The sequence below is a fragment of the Embleya sp. NPDC005971 genome, from assembly GCF_040629175.1.
Classification (GTDB): Bacteria; Actinomycetota; Actinomycetes; order Streptomycetales; family Streptomycetaceae; genus Embleya.
Genome location: NZ_JBEXUX010000001.1, coordinates 168,200 through 188,573, shown reverse-complemented (window position 1 = coordinate 188,573; position 20,374 = coordinate 168,200). Strand labels below are relative to the sequence as shown.

Genomic DNA, 20,374 nt, shown 5'->3' with positions numbered 1-20,374 from the left:
CCGTCGTGCCGGGAACCGCCGTTCGCGAAAGCTTCCCGGTCAGCCGCGCGCGGCGCGGTTGACCGCGCTCACCACCGCCTGGAGCGACGCGCGCACGATGTTCTCGTCCACGCCCACGCCCCACAGCACCCGGCCGTCCACGGCGCACTCGACGTAGGCCGCGGCGCGCGCGTCCTCGCCGCCGCTCATCGCGTGCTCGGTGTAGTCCAGCACCCGCGCGTCGAAGCCCAGGCCGCCCAGCGCCCGCACGAACGCGTCGATCGGGCCGTTGCCGATCGCCTCCAGCGTCTGCACCGCGCCGTCCACGCTCATCTCGACGGTCAGCACGTCCTTGCCGTCCGCGCCGGAGACCGTGCGGTGACCGCGCAGCTCCAGCCGACCCCAGCGGGCGTCCGGGGTGGGCAGGTACTCGTCCCGGAAGGTGGCCCAGATCTGCGCCGGCGTGACCTCGCCGCCCTCGGCGTCGGTCTTGGTCTGGATGATCCGGGAGAACTCGATCTGCGCACGCCGCGGCAGGTCCATCTTGTGGTCGGCCTTGAGCACGTAGGCCACGCCGCCCTTGCCGGACTGGCTGTTGACCCGGATCACCGCTTCGTAGGTGCGGCCCACGTCCTTGGGGTCGATCGGCAGGTACGGCACCGCCCAGTCCAGTTCCTCGACCGGCTTGCCCGCCTCGGCCGCGTCCCGGTCCAGGGCCTCCAGACCCTTCTTGATCGCGTCCTGGTGCGAGCCGGAGAACGCGGTGTACACCAGGTCGCCCGCGTACGGGTGGCGCGGGTGCACCGGCAGTTGGGTGCAGTACTCGACCGTGCGCCGGATCTCGTCGATCTCGGAGAAGTCGATCATCGGGTCTACGCCCTGGCTGAACAGGTTCATCCCCAGCGTGACCAGGTCCACGTTGCCGGTGCGCTCGCCGTGCCCGAACAGGCAACCCTCGACCCGGTCGGCGCCGGCCATCACGGCCAGCTCGGACGCCGCCACCGCGGCGCCCCGGTCGTTGTGCGGGTGCACCGACAGCGCGATGAACTCGCGGCGGGTCAGGTTGCGGCTCATCCACTCGATCTGGTCCGCGTACACGTTCGGCGTCGAGCGCTCGATGGTCGCGGGCAGGTTCAGCACGATCTCGCGACCGGCCTCGGGCTGCCATACGTCCATCACCGCCTCGCAGACCTCCAGCGCGAAGTCCGGCTCGGTGTCGATGAAGATCTCCGGCGAGTACTCGTAGCCGAACGCGGTCTCCGCACCCAGGTGCTTGTCCGCGAAGCGCATCACGTGCTCGGTGCCGGACACCGCGATCGCCTTGCACTGCTCGCGGTCGACGTTGAAGACGACCCGGCGGAAGGCGGGCGCGGTCGCGTTGTAGAGGTGGACCGTGGCCTTGGGCGCACCGATCAGCGACTCGACGGTGCGCCCGATCAGTTCCTCACGGGCCTGGGTCAGCACCGAGATGGTGACGTCGTCCGGTACCGCGCCCTCTTCGATGATCGAGCGGATGAAGTCGAAGTCGGTCTGCGACGCGGCCGGGAAACCGACCTCGATCTCCTTGTAACCCATCCGCACCAGCAGGTCGAACATGGTCCGCTTGCGGGCCGGGCTCATCGGGTCGATCAGCGCCTGATTGCCGTCCCGCAGGTCGGTGGACAGCCAGCGCGGTGCGACCGTGATCGTCTTCGACGGCCAGGTGCGGTCCGGCAGGTCGACGCCCCGAAACGGCTGGTACTTGTGAATCGGCATTCCGGACGGCTGCTGCGTCACGGACGAGGCGGTGATCGGCGTGGGGCGATTCACGGAAGGCATGCGGCTGGTCTCCTGTACGCGAGGAACGGGGCTGCAACGGCAGGTAGGCCGGCGACGGGAGGAAACGACATCCCGGAGGCTCCGACGTGCGGACATGCCTCTATCCCCGCGACGGGGGAGCCGGTCTGACCTCTGTCAGAGGGATGAGCCCCCGGCGCGGCGGCTAAGGAGAAGCAGCCACTGACGCATGATTTCGCAACCATACCCGAACGCTCGCAGCGGTCGAGCCGGCATCCGGCATACGAACACATGTGATCTTTTCGGCCCAGCCCCTCCCCCGCCGGCCGGGTTCCTCCTACGCTCACTGACCATGAGCTACGACAACCAGGGCCCATACGGACCACAGCCGGGTCAGGGCCAGCCCGGCGGATACCCCCAGCAGGGCGGGCCGGGCTACGGACAGCCGCAACAGGGCGGCTACGGGCAGCAGCCTCCCCCGCAATACGGACAGCAGCCGCCGCAGCAGTACGGCCAACAGCCGCCGCCCGGATACGGGCAGCAGCCCCCGCAGCAGTACGGACAGCAGCCGGGCTACGGGCAGCAGCCCGGTGGCTACCCGCCGCCCACGCCGAGCGGAGGCGGCATGGGTGGCGGAGCGGCGGCGTTCGCGCCGGCGGCGATCGCCGGCGTGGTCGCTGCGGCGATCGCGGCGGTCGGCTCGTGCCTGGCCTGGATCGGCGCCAAGGGCGAGGACCACCCGATCAAGGGCCTCCAGGGCGACGGCAAGTGGACCCTGACCGCGAGTCTGATCGCCGTCGTCCTGTTCGGCATCGGCATCGCGCTGCGCAAGGCACAGGTCGCCGCAGGCGCCGGGGTCGCCGGCGTCGTGGCCCTGGGCTTCGCGATCTGGAACATCGCCGACAAGACCCGGCTGCCGATCCAGGACGCGGACCTGCCCGACTCCCAGGTCGACCGGGCCAAGAAGATCCTGGAGAAGGTCGACCTCACGGCCGAGTACGGGCTGTGGATGGTGCTGGTCGGCGCCGTGATCACCATCGGCGCCGCCGTGTTCGTGCTGGTGAAGGCGAACGCCAACCAGTCCGGCCCGTACGGCCGCTGACCCCTCGACCGACCTCAGAAACCGAGCTTGCGGAGCTGCTTGGGGTCGCGCTGCCAGTCCTTGGCCACCTTCACGTGAAGGTCCAGGTAGACGGGCGTCCCAAGCAGCGCCTCGATCTGCTTGCGGGCGCGCGTGCCCACGTCCTTGAGCCGCGCGCCCTTGTGCCCGATCACGATCGCCTTCTGGCTCGGCCGCTCCACGTAGAGATTCGCGTGCACGTCGAGCAGCGGCTTGTCCGCCGGGCGGTCCTCGCGCGGGATCATCTCCTCGATGACCACCGCGAGCGAGTGCGGGAGTTCGTCCCGGACACCCTCCAACGCGGCCTCGCGGATCAGCTCGGCGGCCATCACCATCTCCGGCTCGTCGGTGAGCTCGCCGTCCGGGTACAACGACGGGCCCGCCGGCAGCAGCGGCATCAGCAGGTCGGCGACCAGGGTCACCTGGCTGTCGCCGACGGCGGAGACCGGGATGATCTCGGCCCACTCGATGCCGACGTCCTCGCCCATCTTCTGCACCGCGAGCAACTGCTGGACCAGGGTCTGCTGGTCCACCAGGTCGGTCTTGGTCACGATCGCGACCTTGGGCGTGCGCTTGGCCTCGGCCAGCTCGGCCGCGATGAACCGGTCGCCGGGGCCGACCTTCTGGTCGGCCGGGATACAGAAGCCGATCACGTCGACCTCCGCCCAGGTGGCCCGGACCAGGTCGTTCAGCCGCTGGCCGAGCAGCGTGCGCGGCTTGTGCAGGCCGGGGGTGTCCACCAGGACGAGCTGGCCGTCGGGGCGGTGCACGATGCCGCGCACCGTGTGGCGGGTGGTCTGGGGGCGGCCCGACGTGATCGCCACCTTCGTGCCCACCAGCGCGTTCGTCAGGGTGGACTTGCCGGCGTTGGGGCGGCCCACGAAGCACGCGAAGCCCGAGCGGTGGACGGGCGCGGAGGGGTTAGGGCGATCACTCATGGGTGACATTGTCGCTCAAGAAGCGAGCGTTCCTTGCGTCGCGGGTGCGGCCGCCGCCCCGAGGCGGTCGGTATCGGGCCTCAGACGCTCGCGACGGCGCGCACGACCGCGTCCGGACCGGCCGACAGGATCGGCGTACCGGCGCCGCCGAGATCGCGCACCGCGGCCCGGTCGGCCTCGGTCACCGCGGCCTCGGCCCCGACGATCGCCGCCGCCTCCAGACCACGTGCCCCGCCCGCGACCGCCATCGCGACGGCCGTGCGCAGCGCCGACAACTCCAGCGACGGCAGCGCGACCGTGGACGCGGTGTAGGTGCGCCCGGTCTCGTCGCGCACGGCGGCGCCCTCGCTCGCCCCGTTGCGGGCCCGGGTGGCCCGGGCCAGGGTGACCAGCTTGGCGTCCTCGGGGTCGACGGCGAACTCGGGCGTCTCGGCGCTCACGGGGGCTCTCCTGTTCGGCGCGGTACGGGTGCCGCACACCCTAACTCGCCGCCGGTCCGGGGCCGCGCCCGAGGCGGCGGCCCACCCGACGGCCCGTCATCGATTGCGCTCGGCCCCCGAGCGGGTGTCCGCGGCGCTCGATCGCTCGTCGTGCTCCGACTCGACCCGGCCGACCACGATCGTGCCGACCCGGTTGCGCCGGCCCGACGGGCTCTCCGCGCTCAGCCGCAGGCCCTCGACCACGGCGGTCGCGCCCGGAATGGGCACCCGGCCCAGTGCCTTGGCGAGCAGACCGCCGACGGTCTCCACGTCCTCGTCGTCGAGTTCGAGGCCGAACAACTCGCCCAGCTCGTCCACGGGCAGCCGGGCGGTGACCCGGAAGGTGCCGTCGGCGAGTTGCTCCACCGGCGCGGTCTCGGTGTCGTACTCGTCGGTGATCTCGCCGACGATCTCCTCCAGGATGTCCTCGATGGTGACCAGCCCGGCGGTGCCGCCGTACTCGTCGACCACCACGACCATGTGCGTGCGGTCGGCCTGCATCTCGCGGAGCAGGTCGTCGGCCGGCTTGCTGTCCGGCACGAAGGTCGCGGCGCGCATGATCGAGTCGACGCTCTCCTTGGCCCAGCCGGGATCGCCCATCGTGCTGCGCCGGGCCAGGTCCTTGAGGAAGACGATGCCCACCACGTCGTCCTCGTTCTCGCCGATCACCGGGATCCGCGAGTAACCGCTGCGCAGCGCCAGCGACATCGCCTGGCGCAACGTCTTGTGTCGTTCGATGAAGACCATGTCCGGGCGGGGCACCATCACCTCGCGCACGATGGTGTCGCCCAGTTGCAGCACCGAGTGCAACATCTCGCGCTCGTCGTCCTCGATCAACGAGTCCTTCTCGGCCAGGTCCACGAACGCGCGCAGTTCGGCCTCGGACGCGAACGGGCCCTCCCGAAAGCCCTTGCCGGGCGTGAGCGCGTTGCCGAGCAGGATCAGCAGCCTGGGCAGCGGTCCGAGCACGCGGGCGAGTCCGAACAGCACGGGTGCGCCGATGGTCGCCACGGTGACCGGGTGCTGGCGGCCGACGGTGCGCGGGGACACCCCGACCGCGACGTAGGACACCACGACCATGATGCCGATGGTGGCCAGCACCGCCTGCCAGGTCTCGGCGAAGTCGTCCATGCATACGACGGTGACCAGGACGGCCGCCGACAGCTCGCACGCGACCCGCACCAGCAGAGCCAGGTTGAGATAGCGGGCGGGATCCTGAACCACCGTCAACAGGCGCTTGGCGCCCCGGCGTTCCTCGCGAACCAGTTCCTCGGCGCGGACCCGGGAGATCCGCGCGAGGGCGGTCTCCAGACAGGCGAAGAGGCCGGCCACCACCACCAGGACGATCGCGCCGACCACGAGTTGCAGCACGCTGTCAGCGGGCACTGCCGCCCCAAGGCCGGGTCCGGCTCGGGGCGGATGGATCCGATGGCGGGATCATCCGCGGTCTCCCGCGGCGCGACGGGCCTCCCGCCAGGATTCGAGCAACTCCTTCTGGAGCGCGAACATCTCGCGCTCCTCGTCCGGCTCGGCGTGGTCGTAGCCGAGCAGGTGCAACACGCCGTGCACGGTCAGCAGGTGCAGTTCGTCGTCCATGGAGTGGCCGGCCGCCGCGCCCTGGCGCTGTGCGACGGTCGGACACAGCACGACGTCGCCGAGCAGCCCCTGCGGGGGATCCTCGTCGGCCTTGCCGGGACGCAGTTCGTCCATCGGGAAGGACATCACGTCGGTCGGACCGGGCAGGTCCATCCATTGGATGTGCAGTTGTTCCATCGCGGGTTCGTCCACGATGACCACGGACAGTTCCGCCAGTGGATGGATGCGCATACGGTCCAGCGTCCACCGGGCGACGTCCACGATCGCGTGTTCGTCCACCCCCGTGCCGGACTCGTTGGCGATGTCGATGGACATGGCCTTCAGTTCACTTCCCGTTCCACTGTTTGCATGTTCACTGTGTGCTTGCCCCGCCCGTTGCGATCGCCCGGTCGCCGACCACGCGTCGCGGGCAGGTCACCCTTGGCGCCGCTGCCGTTCGCACGGCCGTCCGCCTCGACCCGGATGTCGTAGCGCGCGTACGCGTCCACGATCCGGCCGACCAGCTTGTGTCGCACCACATCCTCGCTGGTGAGGTGGCAGAACGCGATGTCGTCCACGCCACGCAGGATCTCCTGCACCACGCGCAACCCGGACTGGGTGCCCCCGGGCAGGTCCACCTGCGTGGTGTCGCCGGTCACCACGATCCGCGATCCGAACCCGAGTCGGGTCAGGAACATCTTCATCTGCTCGGCCGAGGTGTTCTGCGCCTCGTCCAGGATGATGAAGGCGTCGTTGAGCGTCCTTCCACGCATGTACGCGAGGGGGGCGACCTCGATGGTGCCGGCCGCCATCAGGCGGGGGATCGAGTCGGGGTCGATCATGTCGTGCAGCGCGTCGTAGAGCGGGCGCAGGTAGGGGTCGATCTTCTCGTAGAGGGTGCCGGGCAGGAAGCCGAGGCGCTCGCCGGCCTCGACCGCCGGGCGGGTCAGGATGATCCGGGTGACCTGCTTGGACTGCAGGGCCTGGACCGCCTTGGCCATCGCCAGGTAGGTCTTGCCGGTGCCCGCCGGGCCCAGGCCGAACACGATGGTGTGTTCGTCGATCGCGTCCACGTAGCTCTTCTGGTTGAGCGTCTTGGGACGGATCGTGCGGCCGCGGTTGGACAGGATGTTGAGGGTCATCACCTCGGCGGGGCCGTGCCCGTCGCCGGAGCGGACCATCGCCACCGAGCGCTCGACCGCCTCCTCGTTGAGCGGCTGGCCGGTGCGCACGATGACCAGCAGTTCGTCGAAGAGCCGGCGGATCAGGGCCACGTCGGCCTCGGTGCCGGAGACGGTGACCTCGTTGCCGCGGACATGGATGTCCGCGGCGGGGAACCCCTGCTCGACCACTCGCAGGAACGAGTCGCCGGACCCGAGGAGCGCCACCATGGGGTGCTTGGCGGGGATCGTGATCTTCGCCTGGGCCTGCGCGGTCGGAGTTTCGCGCGTGCTCTCGCGCGCGGTGTTCTCGGAGCTCGCGCCTCGCGCGTTCGTCGTGGGAGCCATGGGCGGCCTTGGCGGCCTGATCACGCCTCATTTCCGTGCTCGGGAAGCGGTTCGATGTTGCTCAATGGTAGCTCTCCGGTCCCGGCGGACCCCGGGGTTTATTCCGCCGGCTGCCGCCGCCTGGGCACGTCGATCCGGTCCAGGTCGTGCGCCGCGACGGTGTCCGGAAAAACCTCCCGGGCCTGCTCCAGGAGCGGCGTCACGTCGGAGTAGCGCTGCGAGAAGTGGGTCAGCACCAGCCGACGCGCCCCCGCCTCGGCGGCGATGACCGCCGCGTCGCGCGCGGTGAGGTGGCCGACCTCGCGGGCGAGCTCGGCATCGGCGTCGGCGAAGGTGGACTCGCACACGAGCAGGTCCGCGTCGCGCGCCAGCTCGACCGCGCCCGCACACATCCGGGTGTCCATCACGAAGGCGAACCGCTGGCCCGGGCGCGGCACGCTGACCTGTTCGAGGGTGACCTCGCCGACGCGGCCCTCGCGCTGGATCCGACCGACGTCCGGGCCGGATATGCCGTGCGCGGCAAGCCGCTCGGGCACCATCCGGCGGCCGTCCGGCTCGACCACGCGGTAGCCGTACGACTCGACCGGATGGGAGAGCCGGCGGGCCTCCAGCGTGAAGGGCCCGGCGGGCAGTTCGACGTGCTCGCCCGCCAGCGGGTGCTCGATCAGCACGGCGCTCTCGTGGAACGCGGTCGCGTGGTGCAGTCGGTCGAACCAGTGTTGTCCGCTCGCCGGGTAGTGCGCGGTCACCGGGTGCGTGATCCGGTCCAGCGACATGCGTTGGATCACGCCGGGGAGGCCGAGGCAGTGGTCACCGTGGAAGTGCGTCACGCAGATCCGGGTGATGTCGTGCGCGGCCACCCCGGCGTGCGCCATCTGCCGTTGGGTGCCCTCCCCGGGGTCGAACAGCAGCCCTTCGCCGTCCCAACGCAGCAGGTAGCCGTTGTGGTTGCGCTGTCGTGTCGGGGCCTGGCTCGCGGTGCCGAGAACGACGAATTCCCTGGTGGACACTCGACGACTAACCGGGAGGCCAGCTCAGCCCACGACCGCCGAGCAGATGCGCGTGCACGTGGAAGACGGTCTGGCCGGCGCCGGCGCCGGTGTTGAAGACTATCCGGTAGCCCGCCTCGGCAAGGTCCTCGGCGGCCGCGACGGCCGCCGCCTCGGCGAGCAGGGTGCCTGCCAATTCGGGTGCCTGGGCGCCCAGTTCGCCCGCGTTGGCGTAGTGCGCACGCGGGATGACCAGGACGTGGGTGGGCGCCTGCGGGTTGATGTCCCGAAAGGCCACCACGTCCTTGGTCTCGCGGACGATCGTGGCCGGGACGTCGCCGGCGAGGATCTTGCAGAACAGGCAGTCGGCCTGGGGTTCCCCCGCAGCCATGGGTGCCTCCATCGGGTCCGAGTCGATCACGGCGGTCGCCCCCGATCGTAGTCAGGTGTCCCGTCCGCCGCTTCAGCCCCAGCGGCCGGAGCGGGCCAACAACACGGACGCGGCCGAGACGCCGGCCGTGGAAGTACGCAACACGGTCGGGCCCAGGCGGTACGCGCTCGCGCCGGCGGCGGCGAACGCGGCCAGTTCGTCCGGGGACACCCCGCCCTCGGGGCCGACCACCAGGACCAGGTCGCCCTCGGTCGGCGTGCCGGCGGTCGCGATCGGCGCCTCGGCGTCCTCGTGCAGGACGCCCGCGAACGCGGCCTCGCCCAGCAGGGCGGCCACCCCACGCGTGCTCATCGGCTCGGTCACCTCGGGCAGGTGCAGCCGGCGGGCCTGCTTGCCCGCCTCGCGGGCGGTCGAGCGCCACTTGGCCAGTGCCTTCGCGCCGCGTTCGCCCTTCCACTGGGTGATGCAGCGGGCGGCGGCCCAGGGCACGATCACATCGACGCCGACCTCGGTCATCGTCTCCACCGCGAGTTCGCCGCGGTCGCCCTTGGGCAGTGCCTGGACCACCACGATCCGGGGGGTGGGGGCGGGTTCCTCGGTGCGCGAGTCGACGTCGACGTACAGCGTGTCCTTGCCCTCGGTGCGGTTGACCGTGCCGTGCACGGCCAGTCCGGCGCCGTCGGCCAGGACGATCGGCTCACCGGCGACGAGGCGGCGCACCGTGACGGCGTGCCGGCCCTCGACACCGTCCAGGACGACCTGCCGGCCGTGCCGGATGGCGTCGCCGGGGGCGAGGAAGACGGGGGCGCTCAAGCGGCTGCCTTTCGGGTGGCGGCCATCTCGTCGACGAGCCGGCCGATCACTTCGGCGGCCGGCTCCTCGCGGGCGAGGCGCCAGCCCTGACCGGCCCACAGGGCCAGGCCGTCGGCCTCGCCCCGGGCGGCGGCGGCCTTGCGGATCGGCGAGACCAGGTGATGGACGTAGGGGTAGACGCCGGGGGCCTCGGCCTCGTGGCGGGCCACGAAGCCGTTGTGCAGTCCCCTGGCCCAGCGGCCGGAGAAGGCGCGGGTGAGCACGCTGCGATCGAAGGCCGGGTCGGCCAGCGCGGCCTTGTGCGCGGCGGGCGCGACGGCTTCCGGGCAGCGCAGGAAGGCGGTGCCCAGTTGGGCGGCACTCGCGCCGGCGAGCCGCACCGCCTCGATCTGGCGGCCGGTCATCAGGCCGCCGGCGGCGATCAGCGGCAGCTCGGTCTCGGCGGCGATCAGGGTGAGCAGCGTGAGCAGGCCGTACGGGGCGGGGGCGTCCGGGTTGGCGAAGCCGCCCTGGTGGCCGCCGGCCTCGATGCCCTGCACGCACAGCGCGTCGACCCCGGCGGCGCTCGCGAGGCGGGCCTCCTCGGGCGTGGTCACGGTGGCCACGGTCGACGTGCCGGCGGCGCGCAACGCGCCGATCGCGTCGAGGTCGGGCAGGCCGAAGGTGAAGCTCACCACCGGGACGGGGTGGGCGAGCAGCAGCGCGAGCTTGGCGTCCCAGTCGTCCCGCTCCGAGCCGGGGGCGGGCGTGCCGACGGTGCCTCCGTAGTGTGCGGCGGCCCGGGCCAGCGAGGTCGCGTAGCGCCGGGTGCGCTCGTCCTGGGCCCGGGTGGGCGCGGGGTGCGGCATGAACGCGTTCACCCCGAACGGCGCGTCGCCGATCAACGCGCGCAGTTCCCCGATCTCGGCGGCCAGCGCGTCGGCCGAGCGATACCCGGCGGCCAGGAAGCCGAGCCCGCCCGCGCGCGCGACCTCGGCCGCGAGCGCGGATCCGGCCGCCCCCGCCATCGGCGCCTGCACGATCGGCAGCGCGGTCAGCCGGGTCGGGTCGGTGGTCGTCGGCATCATGCTCCCCGTTCGCTCAAGGACGGCTCGGCTCGCGTCACCCGACCAAGCCTAGGGCGTGTCCTCGACCCGAACTCGCGCCACCGTCCGGGGCGGATGCGCGACCGAGCGCCGGATCGGGCGATTTCGGCCCGTCCGGCGCGCTACGACGACGCGGCGCGCGCGTAGAACACCCGCGCGCGCCGCAGCCGGCCTCATCGGCCGTTGAACGCGTCCTTGAGCCGGGAGAACAGGCCCTGCTGGCCCGGCGTGAACTGGCCGGAGGGCCGTTCCTCGCCGCGCAGCTTGGCGAGCCGCCGCAGCAGCTCCTCCTGCTCGGGGTCGAGCTTGTTCGGCGTCTGCACCTCGACGTGCACGATCAGGTCGCCCCGACCGCCGCCGCGCAGGTGGGTGATGCCGCGTCCGTGCAGCGGGATCGACTGGCCCGACTGGGTGCCCGGGCGGATGTCGATCTCCTCGGTGCCGTCCAGCGTCTGCAACGGCACCTTGGTGCCCAGCGACGCCGCCGTCATCGGGATGGTGACCGTGCAGTGCAGGTCGTCGCCGCGCCGCTGGAAGGTGGTGTGCGGGACCTCGACGATCTCCACGTAGAGGTCGCCGGCCGGGCCGCCGCCGGGGCCGACCTCGCCCTCGCCCGCGAGCTGGATCCGGGTGCCGCTGTCCACGCCCGCCGGGATCTTGACGGTGAGCGTGCGCCGCGCGCGGATCCGGCCGTCGCCCGCGCACTCGGGGCACGGGTGCGGGACCACGGTGCCGAAGCCCTGACACTGCGGACACGGCCGCGACGTCATGACCTGGCCCAGGAAGGACTTGGTGACCTGGCTGACCTCGCCGCGCCCGCGACACATGTCGCAGGTCTGTGCCGAGGTACCCGGGGCGGCGCCCTCGCCGTTGCACGTGTTGCACGTGACGGCGGTGTCCACCTGGATCTCCCGGGTGGTGCCGAACGCGGCCTCTTCGAGGGTGATCTCGATCCGGATCATCGCGTCCTGGCCGCGGCGCGTACGCGAGCGCGGTCCGCGCTGGCTGGCCTGGCCGAAGAACGCGTCCATGATGTCGCTGAAGCCGAAGCCGGCCTGGCCGAAGCCGCCGCCCCCGCCGCCCCCGGAGGACAGCGGGTCGCCGCCGAGGTCGTACATCTGTCGCTTCTGCGGGTCCGAGAGGACCTCGTAGGCGTTGTTGATCTCCTTGAACCGGTCCTGCGTCTTCGGGTCCGGATTGACGTCCGGGTGCAGCTCCCGAGCAAGCCGGCGGAAGGCCTTCTTGATTTCCTCCGGGGTGGCGTCCCGCCGTACCCCGAGGACCTCGTAGTAATCGGTAGCCAACTCTACGACTCCGCGAGAATCTGTCCGACGTACCGAGCCACGGCGCGCACCGCTCCCATCGTTCCGGGGTAGTCCATCCGGGTCGGCCCGAGCACCCCGAGCTTCGCCAGCGTTTCCTGCCCACTGCCGTATCCGACGGCGACCACCGAGGTCGCGGCCAGTCCTTCGTGCATGTTCTCGTGTCCGATCCGCACGACCATGCCCGGGTCGGTCGCCTCGCCCAACAGGCGCAGCAGCACGACGTGTTCCTCCAGTGCTTCGAGGACCGGGCGGATCGTGTTCGGGAAGTCCATGCCGAAACGGGTCAGGTTGGCCGTCCCGGCCAGGACGACCTTCTCTTCCTTGTGCTCGACCAGGGTGTCGAGCAGGGTGGCCAGGATGCCCGCCACGATCGGCCGTTCCTCGGCGGTGAACGGCTCGGCGAGATCCTGGATCAGCAACGGCACATCGGCGAACCGCTTGCCGGTGATCCGGCTGTTCAGCCGCGCCCGGACGTCGGCGAGCAGGTTCTCGCCGACCGGGCCCGGTGTGTCCATCACCCGCTGCTCGACCCGACCCGTGCTGGTGATCAGCACGAGCATCACCCGGGTGGGCGCGAGGGTGAGCAGTTCGACGTGCCGGATCGTCGAGCGGGTCAGCGAGGGGTACTGCACGACGGCGACCTGATGGGTGAGCTGCGCCAGCAGCCGCACCGTCCGGCCCACCACGTCGTCCAGGTCCACCGCGCCGGCCAGGAAGGTCTGGATCGCCCGACGCTCGGCGCCCGACAGCGGCTTGACACCCGCGAGGCGGTCGACGAACAGCCGGTAGCCCTTGTCCGTGGGCACGCGACCGGCGCTGGTGTGGGGCTGCGTGATGTAGCCCTCCTCCTCCAGCGCGGCCATGTCGTTGCGAATGGTGGCCGGGGAGACCCCGAGGTTGTGTCGGTCCGCGAGCGCCTTGGAACCCACCGGTTCCTGGGTCGCCACATAGTCCTGCACGATGGCGCGCAGCACGTCCTGCTTACGATCGTCGAGCATGGTGCGCACCTCCCTGACCGGTTCTTCCACCCGTTGCCGTGTCCCGTCTGCGGCGATTCGTCGTGCTGGTTGGCACTCCGTCCCGCCGAGTGCCAGTGTACGGGTCACCCGATCCGGACCGTACCCCTGCGTCCGTGCCAAGGTTGACGCATGCTACGCGCCGAACAGCCGAAACACGCCACCTGGGAGCCGATCGCACCGGGCGTCCTGCGCCGCCGGCTGCCCGGCCTGGAACTGAATGTGGCGGTCGTCACGGGCCGGGACGGGATCCTGCTCGTGGACACCGGATCGCACGACCGCGAGGCGGCAGAGCTGTTGGCCTCACTCGCCCGGGAGCTGCCCACGCACGGGCTGCCCGACCGGGTGGTCGCGGTGGTGAACACACACGGTCACTTCGATCACTGCTTCGGCAACGACGAGGTGCTGCGGACCTTCCCGGACGCCGAGATCTGGGGCCACGCGGAGCTGCCGGAGTATCTGGAGCGGCGCGGCGACGCCGGTCGCGCGAGCGGCATCTCGTACGGCTTCGACCCTGGCCTGATGAATGCCGCGCGGATCGTGCCGCCGACCCGCCTGGTGGCCCGGGAGCAGCCGGTCACGGTGGACCTGGGCGGGCGTGAGGTGGTCTTGTACGCGCCGGGCCGTGGACACACCGACCACGATGTGGTCGTCCACGTGCCCGACTGCGGGGTGCTGATCGCCGGCGACATGGTGGAGGAGAGCGGGCCGCCGCTGTTCGGCTCGGACGCGTTCGCCGCCGAGTGGAGCGATTCGCTGGCCCGGGTGCGTGCGCTGGACGCGAGTGTCTGGCTGCCCGGACACGGTGCGGTGGTGGACGAGGAGTTCGTGGTTCGGCAGAACCGTTGGCTGGCCGAGGTCGCCGCCGGGCGCGTCGTACCGGACTGACGTACCGTCACCCGACTAGCGTCACTGCCATGCGCAGCTATGGACCCGAGTCGCTGATCCCGGGATGGAAGAAGGACAAGCCCGTCCCCGAGGTCGAGGCCGAACGCGATCTGGTGGTGGAGGAGGCCTCGACCGGCTTTTGCGGCGCGGTGGTCCGGGTGGAGAAGACGCCCGAGGGGTTCACCGTCACGCTGGAGGATCGGCACGGCCGGCTCCGGGTCTTCCCGCTGGATCCGCGCGCCTTCCTGATCGACGGCGAGGTGGTCACCCTGGTCCGCCCGCGGGCGCCGGGCCCGGCGCGCCCCCCCGGGCGGACCGCGTCCGGTTCGGTGGCGGTGCGTGGCGCTCGGGCCAGGGTGGCGCGGGCCGGTCGGATCTATGTGGAGGGTCGGCACGACGCCGAGTTGGTCGAGCGGGTGTGGGGCGACGACCTGCGGATCGAGGGCGTGGTCGTGGAGTATCTGGAAGGCATCGACGATCTCCCGGCGGTGGTGCGCGAGTTCGCGCCGGGCCCGGGTCGGCGGCTGGGCGTGTTGGTGGACCACCTGGTGCCCGGTTCGAAGGAGAGCCGGATCGCCGCGCGGGTGACCGGCGATCAGGTGCTCGTGGTGGGACACCCCTATATCGACGTGTGGCAGGCGGTCCGGCCGGCGTCGGTGGGCATCGCGGCCTGGCCGGACGTACCGCGCGAAGTGCCCTGGAAGGAAGGGGTCTGCACGGCGCTCGGCTGGCCGGTGGACCCGCCGCGGGCCTGGCGTCGGATCCTCGCGGCGGTGGATTCGTACCGCGACCTGGAGCCGGCGCTGCTGGGAAAGGTGGAGGAATTGATCGATTTCGTGACAGCACCGTCCGAGATGTGAGACGCGGGCGGATTGTTCGTTGACCACCGCAGCAGCCGGCTGCAACTCTCCATTTCGTGAACCACCGTGACGTCGGCCTCGTGACGCGCCGCCATGTCGACCTTCGTCGACAGGCCAGCGCGATCTGTGCCGTCCGGCCCGTCCGCTGACCGGAGTTCCACACTCCCGGTAGGACCACCCCCGAACCGCGCGTGACCCCCACGATCGGCGCGCCCACGCGCACCTGATCCCGCTCGGCACCGCGCGGGCACTTTTCCCGGCTCTCCCCCGACCGTGCGTCGCACCCGACCGCGTGCGGCCGACCCCTGCCCGGGTCCGCCGACGGTCTCCCTCGCCACGCCCCGATGCCGTTCGCGTGCGAACCGGCCGCGATTCGGCGTGCGCGCAAACCTGCCTTCCAGGAGTCAGAATGTCCGTTTCACCCACCTTCGTTGACATGTTGAGCCGTCGCCGGCTCGTCCAGGGAATCGGTACGGGCGCCGCCCTGCTGGGCCTCGCCGGCTGCCGCTCGGCGGTGGACCGGGACAAGACCGCGCCGGCCGGGGCGGCGGGCAGACCCAGGCGCGGCGGCACACTCAGAGTGGCCACCCTCGCCGATCTGACCCCGGCCCTGTTGTTCACCCAGGGCCCGATGTTCAGCATTCATCGGCTGGTCTTCAACACCCTGACCCACTACGCCCCCGGCGGGCTCGATCCACAACCCGAACTGGCCACCGGATGGCAGATCGCGCCGGATGGCAAGGCGATCACGCTTACCCTGCGCGAGGACGTCGTCTTCCACAACGGGCGCCCGTTCACCGCCGAGGACGTGGTGTTCGCGGTGCAGAACCTGCAGAACCCGCAGCGCAGCGCCCAGTTGCGGGCCACCGCGCTGGCGGTCACCGGCTTCGACATCGCCTCGCCGCATCGCATCACGCTGCGGCTGGCCCATCCCGTGGCCAACATCTTCGACCTGTTCGAGTTCATGGTGATCTCCGCCAAGGAGTCGGTCGAGGACGCGGTGCTGGGCCGGAACGTGGTCGGCACCGGCCCCTTCGTGTGGAAGACCTGGACTCCGGGCACCTCGCTGGTGCTGGACCGCAATCCGAGGTATTGGGTGCCCGAGCGGCCCTACCTGGACGCGGTGGAGATCCGGGTGGTCCCGCAGCCGGACGCGCTGATCGCCTCGCTGCGCAGCGGCCAGAGCCATCTGGCCGCCGGCCTCGGTGGGCGCGACATCGTGCCGTTGCGCGACGACAAGGCGCTCGATCTGCGCGAATACGACCAGGGTTCGGGCAACATCTACCTCGGGGTGAACACCTCGGTCGCCCCGCTGGACGACCAGCGGGTGCGCCAGGCACTGTCCTTCGCGGTCGACCGGGACCGGATCGTCAAGCAGGCGCTGGGCGGCTACGGGCTCGCCTCGGCCGCGCCGTGGCCCAAGTCCTCGCCGGTATACACCGACGCGGACGCGAATCGTTACCCGCACGACCCGGCCCGGGCCAAGGCGCTGTTGGCCGAGGCGGGCCACGGCGGCGGCCTCGACCTGCCGATGGCGTTCTTGAGCACGGCTCCGGCGGTGGCCCAGATGGTGCAGTTCGATCTGGCCCGGGTCGGTGTCCAGACCACCCTCGAACCGCTGGATCCGGCCAAGTTCCAGGCCCGGTTGATCGCGCAGACGATGCCGGCCCTGTGGACCGGCACGCACGGCTTCGCGTCCAACCAGCCCGCCACGCTCGCGGTCAGCGCGTATCCGTTCAACGAGGCCAGGAACACCTCGAAGTTCGTCGACCCCGCGTACACCGAGATCGTGCAACGCGCCTGGAACCAGACCGACGCGCGCTCGGCGGCGGCCAGGGTCGCCTACGCCGAACTGAGTCGGGCGCTGCTGGACCGGCAGTTCATCATCGACCTCGCGGTGCTGACCAATGTGCAGCCGGCCACCGCGAAGCTGCGCGACGTGCGACAGAACCGCTACAACGCGACCGTGCTCGACGACGCGTACCTGGCGGGCTGAGATGAGCGGCTACCTCCTTCGCCGACTGCCCTCGGCCCTGCTCGTGCTGGTGCTCGCCTCGTTCGCGATCTTCGCCATCCTGCGGCTGATCCCGGGCGATCCGGCGACCACGCTCGCGGGCTCCGATCCCTCCCCCGAAACGGTCGCCGCGATCCGCGCCGACCTCGGCCTCGACCGGCCTTTCCCGGCCCAGTACTTCTCCTGGATCGGCGACCTGCTCACCGGTGACCCGGGCCGGTCGTACCTGATCGGCGGGCGGATCACCGACCTGATCGGGGCCCGGTTCGGCAACACGCTCGCGCTCGCGCTGGGCGCCCTGGTGCTGATGCTGGTGCTCGGCCCGGTCCTCGGCGTGCTCGGCGCCACCGCCCGCGGCCGTGTCCCGCGCGCGCTGCTGAGCGCGGTCGACTCGGTCTCGCTGACCGTGCCGGTGTTCGTCACCGGGGTGTTGCTGGTGCTGCTGTTCGCGGTGACCTGGCGGTTGTTGCCGCCGGGTGGACACGAGTCGATCGTGGCCGACCCGGTGATCGGGTTGCAGTACCTGGTATTGCCCGCGTTGTGCCTGGCGTTGCCCGGCTCGGCGGTGCTCGCCCGCTACCTCGGGGACGGCGTGCGCCAGGCGCTCAGCGAGGACTACGTGCGCACCGCCCGCTCGCTGGGCGTCTCGCCCCGGCGGATCCTGTGGCGGCACGCGCTGCCGAACGCATTGCCCCCGGTGTTGACCGTGCTCGGCATGCAGGTCGGCGCGCTGCTGGGCGGTGCGGTCGTGGTGGAGGCGCTGTTCGCCTGGCCCGGACTGGGTCAGCTCGCCGAACAGGGCGTGGCCCGGCGCGACTACCCGGTGGTCCAGACGCTGTTGTTGCTGCTCGTGGGGGTGTACGTGCTCGTGCAGTTGCTGACCGACATCGCCTACGCGCTGCTCGACCCGAGGGTGAGGCTGGGATGAGCGCCGCAGTGATCGTCGACGAGACCCCGGCACCGATCGCGCCCACGAAGCGGGCGCGCAACCCCTATATACGGGGCTTGCGCACACCGCGCGGGATCGCCGGGCTGACCGTGGTCGCCCTGGTGGTCCTGCTCGGCCTGGCCGCACCGCTGTTGACCCGGTACGCACCCACCTTCCAGACCGCGGACGCGCTGCTGGGGCCGAGCGGGGAGCATCCGCTGGGCACCGACGAGATCGGCCGCGACCTGTGGTCGCGGGTGCTGTTCGGGATCCGCACCGACCTGATCGTGGTGGTGAGCGCGGTACCACTGGGCGCGCTCACGGGCTGCCTGCTCGCGCTGGTGTCGGTGACGTCGCGGTGGGCGGACGTGGTCGTGCAGCGCGCGTTCGACCTGGTGCTCGCGTTTCCCGGGCTGATCCTGGGCCTGACCGTGACCGCCGTGCTCGGTGCCGGCAAGAGCACGGTGATCGTGGTGATCGCGGTGGTCGAGGCGCCCGCGTTCGGCCGCATGTTGCGCGGCGCGATCCTGTCCCACCGCGAGCGCGAATACGCGTTGGCGGCCCGGGTCGGCGGCGCCGGTCGGGTCCGGCTGCTGGTCCGGCACATCCTGCCGAACGCGGCCGATCCCCTGGTCGTACAGATCGCCGTGTCGTTGTCGATCGCGGTGATCGTCGAGGGCGCGATGAGCTTCATCGGCATCGGCGTGCGTCCGCCCGAGCCCTCGCTCGGCTCGATCGTCAGTGGCTCGGTGATGCACCTCCAGGACCACCCGAGCTACGCCATCGGCCCGCTCGTCGCCATCAGCGCGTTCGTGCTGGGCCTGAACCTGATCGCGGAAGCACTCAACAAGGGGGTCCGGCGATGACCGTCACGATCGACAAGCCCGCACAAATCCGGGCCGGCACCCCGCTGTTGGCCGCGCACGACCTCCGGGTCGTCTTCGACTCCGAGCGCGGCCCGGTGCACGCGGTACGCGGCGTGGACCTGGAGTTGGCCGTCGGCGAAATGTTGGGCGTCGTCGGCGAGTCCGGCTCGGGCAAGTCGACGACCGCGCTCGCGTTGGCCCGGATGTTGCCGCCCGCGGGCCGGATCGTGGGCGGCTCGGTGCTGCTGGACGGCGACACCGACCTGGTCACGGCGTCCGAGGCGGCACTGGTCGGGGTGCGCGGGCGGCGCATCGGCATGGTCTTCCAGGACCCGATGACGTCGCTGAATCCGCTGCTGACGGTGCGCCGACAGTTGCACGAGGCACTGCGCGCCCACGGGTTCGGCGACCGACGGGCCCGCGAGGCCCGTGCGGTCGAGCTGGCGGAGCTGGTCGGCATCCCGGGCGCCCGGGTGTCCGGCTACCCGCACCAGTTCTCCGGCGGCATGCGACAGCGGGTGATGATCGCACTGGCCCTGGCCAACCGGCCCGACGTGCTGATCGCCGACGAGCCGACCACCGCGCTGGATCCGACCGTGCAGGCGCAGATCCTGGAGTTGCTGGACACGCTGCGCCGCGAACTGGGCACCGCCGTACTGCTGATCACGCACAACATGGGGGTGGTCGCCGAACGCTGCGACCGGGTCGCGGTGATGTACGGCGGTCGGGTGATCGAGCAGGGTCCGGTCGCCGAGGTGCTCACCGCACCTCGACACCCCTATACCGCCGGACTGTTGCGGGCGGTGCCGCGCCTGGACACCCCCGCCGGCACCCGACTCGCCGGGATCCCCGGGACCCCGCCGGACCTGGCGCTGCCGGTGCTCGGCTGCGCGTTCGCGGACCGGTGCGCCGCGGTGATCGACCGGTGCCGAACCGAACAACCGGACCTGGTCCCGGTCACCGACGACGTGCGCAGCGCGTGCTGGGTGCCGCCGACCGAGGCACCCGCCCACGAGCCCGGGCCGATCCGGCGCAACGCACCGGATCCGACCTCGCCGGTGCTCGAAGTACGCGGCGTATCCAAGTCGTTCCGCTCCCGAAGGCGGCCGGCGGTGGCCGCGCTGACGGACGTGGACCTGGTGCTGTATCCGGGCGAGACGCTCGGCGTCGTCGGCGAGTCCGGTTCCGGCAAGTCCACCCTGGCCCGGGCGATCGTCGGCATCCACAAGCCCGATCGCGGGGTGATCCGGGTGGCCGGCAAGGGTCGGCTCGCCCGCGAGGTGCAGATGGTCTTCCAGGACCCGTTTGCCTCGCTCAACCCGCGGATGACGGTCGGCGACATCGTCGCCGACCCGCTGCACGCCCAGCGCATCGGCACGCCGCTGGAACGCCGGGCACGGGTCCTGGAGTTGCTCGAACGGGTCGGTCTGGATCCGGCCGCGGCCTCCCGCCTGCCCCGCGACTTCTCCGGCGGGCAGCGGCAACGCATCGGCATCGCCCGGGCGTTGGCACCCGCGCCCTCGGTGCTGATCTGCGACGAGGCGGTGTCCGCCCTGGACGTCTCGGTGCAGGCCCAGGTGGTCAACCTGCTCGCCGAGCTCCAGGCCGAACTGGGTCTGGCGTTGCTGTTCATCGCGCACGACCTCGCGGTGGTGCGCTCGATCAGCCACCGGATCGTGGTGCTGCGCGAGGGCCGTGTGGTGGAGACCGGCCCGGCCGACGATCTGGTCGCGCATCCGCAGGACCCCTATACGAAGGCCCTGTTGGCCGCCGTCCCCTCCCCCGTTCCGGTCGCCGTGCGTGCGGCCGAGGCAGTCTGAAGGA

The 20,374-nt window shown here is 71.4% G+C and carries 20 protein-coding genes; 8 read left to right on the top strand and 12 right to left on the bottom strand.

Going from position 1 to position 20,374, the window contains the following annotated elements:
• Positions 1 to 39: 39 nt before the first annotated feature.
• On the bottom strand, positions 40 to 1,797 hold the full coding sequence (gene leuA, locus ABZ374_RS00825) for a 2-isopropylmalate synthase (protein WP_360304633.1): 1,758 nt from the start codon (positions 1,795 to 1,797) through the stop codon (positions 40 to 42).
• Between the two features lie 310 nt (positions 1,798 to 2,107).
• Here leuA and ABZ374_RS00820 point away from each other — a divergent pair, with 310 nt between their 5' ends.
• Positions 2,108 to 2,857 (top strand): hypothetical protein, encoded by a 750-nt coding sequence (locus ABZ374_RS00820; RefSeq protein ID WP_360304631.1) that lies wholly within the window; start codon positions 2,108 to 2,110, stop codon positions 2,855 to 2,857.
• A gap of 14 nt (positions 2,858 to 2,871) precedes the next feature.
• Here ABZ374_RS00820 and era read toward each other — a convergent pair whose 3' ends face one another.
• The 11 genes from era to hrcA form a co-directional block, all read right to left on the bottom strand.
• Positions 2,872 to 3,822, bottom strand: a complete 951-nt coding sequence (gene era / locus ABZ374_RS00815) for a GTPase Era (protein WP_360304629.1) — start codon at positions 3,820 to 3,822, stop codon at positions 2,872 to 2,874.
• A 71-nt stretch (positions 3,823 to 3,893) separates the two neighbouring features.
• Positions 3,894 to 4,253, bottom strand: a complete 360-nt coding sequence (locus ABZ374_RS00810; protein ID WP_360304627.1) for a cytidine deaminase — start codon at positions 4,251 to 4,253, stop codon at positions 3,894 to 3,896.
• 96 nt (positions 4,254 to 4,349) lie between these two features.
• Positions 4,350 to 5,678: a hemolysin family protein gene (locus ABZ374_RS00805; RefSeq protein ID WP_360304625.1), complete on the bottom strand. Its 1,329-nt coding sequence runs from the start codon at positions 5,676 to 5,678 to the stop codon at positions 4,350 to 4,352.
• 51 nt (positions 5,679 to 5,729) lie between these two features.
• On the bottom strand, positions 5,730 to 6,203 hold the full coding sequence (gene ybeY / locus ABZ374_RS00800) for an rRNA maturation RNase YbeY (protein ID WP_360304623.1): 474 nt from the start codon (positions 6,201 to 6,203) through the stop codon (positions 5,730 to 5,732).
• Between the two features lie 5 nt (positions 6,204 to 6,208).
• Positions 6,209 to 7,258: a PhoH family protein gene (locus ABZ374_RS00795; RefSeq protein WP_360305447.1), complete on the bottom strand. Its 1,050-nt coding sequence runs from the start codon at positions 7,256 to 7,258 to the stop codon at positions 6,209 to 6,211.
• A gap of 215 nt (positions 7,259 to 7,473) precedes the next feature.
• Positions 7,474 to 8,385, bottom strand: a complete 912-nt coding sequence (locus ABZ374_RS00790; protein ID WP_360304621.1) for a ribonuclease Z — start codon at positions 8,383 to 8,385, stop codon at positions 7,474 to 7,476.
• 7 nt (positions 8,386 to 8,392) lie between these two features.
• Positions 8,393 to 8,755, bottom strand: coding sequence for a histidine triad nucleotide-binding protein (locus tag ABZ374_RS00785; protein ID WP_360304619.1), 363 nt, complete (start codon positions 8,753 to 8,755; stop codon positions 8,393 to 8,395).
• A 72-nt stretch (positions 8,756 to 8,827) separates the two neighbouring features.
• Positions 8,828 to 9,568, bottom strand: a complete 741-nt coding sequence (locus ABZ374_RS00780) for a 16S rRNA (uracil(1498)-N(3))-methyltransferase (RefSeq protein WP_360304617.1) — start codon at positions 9,566 to 9,568, stop codon at positions 8,828 to 8,830.
• Positions 9,565 to 10,632 carry a nitronate monooxygenase gene (locus ABZ374_RS00775; RefSeq protein WP_360305445.1) on the bottom strand — a complete coding sequence of 356 codons (1,068 nt, stop codon included), beginning with the start codon at positions 10,630 to 10,632 and terminating at the stop codon, positions 9,565 to 9,567. The genes ABZ374_RS00780 and ABZ374_RS00775 overlap by 4 nt, the downstream gene beginning before the upstream one ends.
• 194 nt (positions 10,633 to 10,826) lie before the next feature.
• Positions 10,827 to 11,957 carry a molecular chaperone DnaJ gene (gene dnaJ, locus ABZ374_RS00770; protein WP_360304615.1) on the bottom strand — a complete coding sequence of 377 codons (1,131 nt, stop codon included), beginning with the start codon at positions 11,955 to 11,957 and terminating at the stop codon, positions 10,827 to 10,829.
• Between the two features lie 2 nt (positions 11,958 to 11,959).
• Complete coding sequence (hrcA, locus tag ABZ374_RS00765) at positions 11,960 to 12,976, bottom strand: heat-inducible transcriptional repressor HrcA (RefSeq protein WP_360304614.1); 1,017 nt, start codon at positions 12,974 to 12,976, stop codon at positions 11,960 to 11,962.
• 150 nt (positions 12,977 to 13,126) lie between these two features.
• Between hrcA and ABZ374_RS00760 the strand changes: the two genes are divergently transcribed.
• From ABZ374_RS00760 to ABZ374_RS00730, 7 genes are all read left to right on the top strand, one after another.
• Positions 13,127 to 13,882 (top strand): MBL fold metallo-hydrolase, encoded by a 756-nt coding sequence (locus tag ABZ374_RS00760; RefSeq protein ID WP_360304612.1) that lies wholly within the window; start codon positions 13,127 to 13,129, stop codon positions 13,880 to 13,882.
• 29 nt (positions 13,883 to 13,911) lie between these two features.
• Positions 13,912 to 14,742, top strand: a complete 831-nt coding sequence (locus tag ABZ374_RS00755; RefSeq protein WP_360304610.1) for a DUF3097 domain-containing protein — start codon at positions 13,912 to 13,914, stop codon at positions 14,740 to 14,742.
• A 56-nt stretch (positions 14,743 to 14,798) separates the two neighbouring features.
• Positions 14,799 to 14,891, top strand: coding sequence for a putative leader peptide (locus ABZ374_RS00750; protein WP_360304608.1), 93 nt, complete (start codon positions 14,799 to 14,801; stop codon positions 14,889 to 14,891).
• A 287-nt stretch (positions 14,892 to 15,178) separates the two neighbouring features.
• Positions 15,179 to 16,738 carry an ABC transporter substrate-binding protein gene (locus tag ABZ374_RS00745; RefSeq protein WP_360304606.1) on the top strand — a complete coding sequence of 520 codons (1,560 nt, stop codon included), beginning with the start codon at positions 15,179 to 15,181 and terminating at the stop codon, positions 16,736 to 16,738.
• 1 nt (position 16,739) lies between these two features.
• Complete coding sequence (locus tag ABZ374_RS00740) at positions 16,740 to 17,684, top strand: ABC transporter permease (RefSeq protein ID WP_360304604.1); 945 nt, start codon at positions 16,740 to 16,742, stop codon at positions 17,682 to 17,684.
• Positions 17,681 to 18,550 (top strand): ABC transporter permease, encoded by an 870-nt coding sequence (locus ABZ374_RS00735; protein WP_360304602.1) that lies wholly within the window; start codon positions 17,681 to 17,683, stop codon positions 18,548 to 18,550. Before ABZ374_RS00740 ends, ABZ374_RS00735 begins: the two co-directional genes overlap by 4 nt.
• A complete protein-coding gene (locus tag ABZ374_RS00730; RefSeq protein ID WP_360304600.1) occupies positions 18,547 to 20,370 on the top strand; it encodes an ABC transporter ATP-binding protein in 1,824 nt (607 codons plus the stop codon). The genes ABZ374_RS00735 and ABZ374_RS00730 overlap by 4 nt, the downstream gene beginning before the upstream one ends.
• Positions 20,371 to 20,374 lie beyond the last annotated feature (4 nt).

Excerpts from the sequence above, each read along its gene's own strand:
- ABZ374_RS00730 (WP_360304600.1), top strand. The coding sequence starts at position 18,547 with ATGACCGTCACGATCGACAAGCCCGCACAAATCCGGGCCGGCACCCCG.
- ABZ374_RS00740 (WP_360304604.1), top strand. The coding sequence starts at position 16,740 with ATGAGCGGCTACCTCCTTCGCCGACTGCCCTCGGCCCTGCTCGTGCTG.
- era (WP_360304629.1), bottom strand. The coding sequence starts at position 3,822 with ATGTCACCCATGAGTGATCGCCCTAACCCCTCCGCGCCCGTCCACCGC.
- ABZ374_RS00795 (WP_360305447.1), bottom strand. The coding sequence starts at position 7,258 with ATGGTGGCGCTCCTCGGGTCCGGCGACTCGTTCCTGCGAGTGGTCGAG.
- ABZ374_RS00735 (WP_360304602.1), top strand. The coding sequence starts at position 17,681 with ATGAGCGCCGCAGTGATCGTCGACGAGACCCCGGCACCGATCGCGCCC.
- hrcA (WP_360304614.1), bottom strand. The coding sequence starts at position 12,976 with ATGCTCGACGATCGTAAGCAGGACGTGCTGCGCGCCATCGTGCAGGAC.
- ABZ374_RS00760 (WP_360304612.1), top strand. The coding sequence starts at position 13,127 with ATGCTACGCGCCGAACAGCCGAAACACGCCACCTGGGAGCCGATCGCA.
- ybeY (WP_360304623.1), bottom strand. The coding sequence starts at position 6,203 with ATGTCCATCGACATCGCCAACGAGTCCGGCACGGGGGTGGACGAACAC.
- leuA (WP_360304633.1), bottom strand. The coding sequence starts at position 1,797 with ATGCCTTCCGTGAATCGCCCCACGCCGATCACCGCCTCGTCCGTGACG.
- ABZ374_RS00775 (WP_360305445.1), bottom strand. The coding sequence starts at position 10,632 with ATGCCGACGACCACCGACCCGACCCGGCTGACCGCGCTGCCGATCGTG.
- ABZ374_RS00755 (WP_360304610.1), top strand. The coding sequence starts at position 13,912 with ATGCGCAGCTATGGACCCGAGTCGCTGATCCCGGGATGGAAGAAGGAC.
- ABZ374_RS00785 (WP_360304619.1), bottom strand. The coding sequence starts at position 8,755 with ATGGCTGCGGGGGAACCCCAGGCCGACTGCCTGTTCTGCAAGATCCTC.
- ABZ374_RS00820 (WP_360304631.1), top strand. The coding sequence starts at position 2,108 with ATGAGCTACGACAACCAGGGCCCATACGGACCACAGCCGGGTCAGGGC.
- ABZ374_RS00745 (WP_360304606.1), top strand. The coding sequence starts at position 15,179 with ATGTTGAGCCGTCGCCGGCTCGTCCAGGGAATCGGTACGGGCGCCGCC.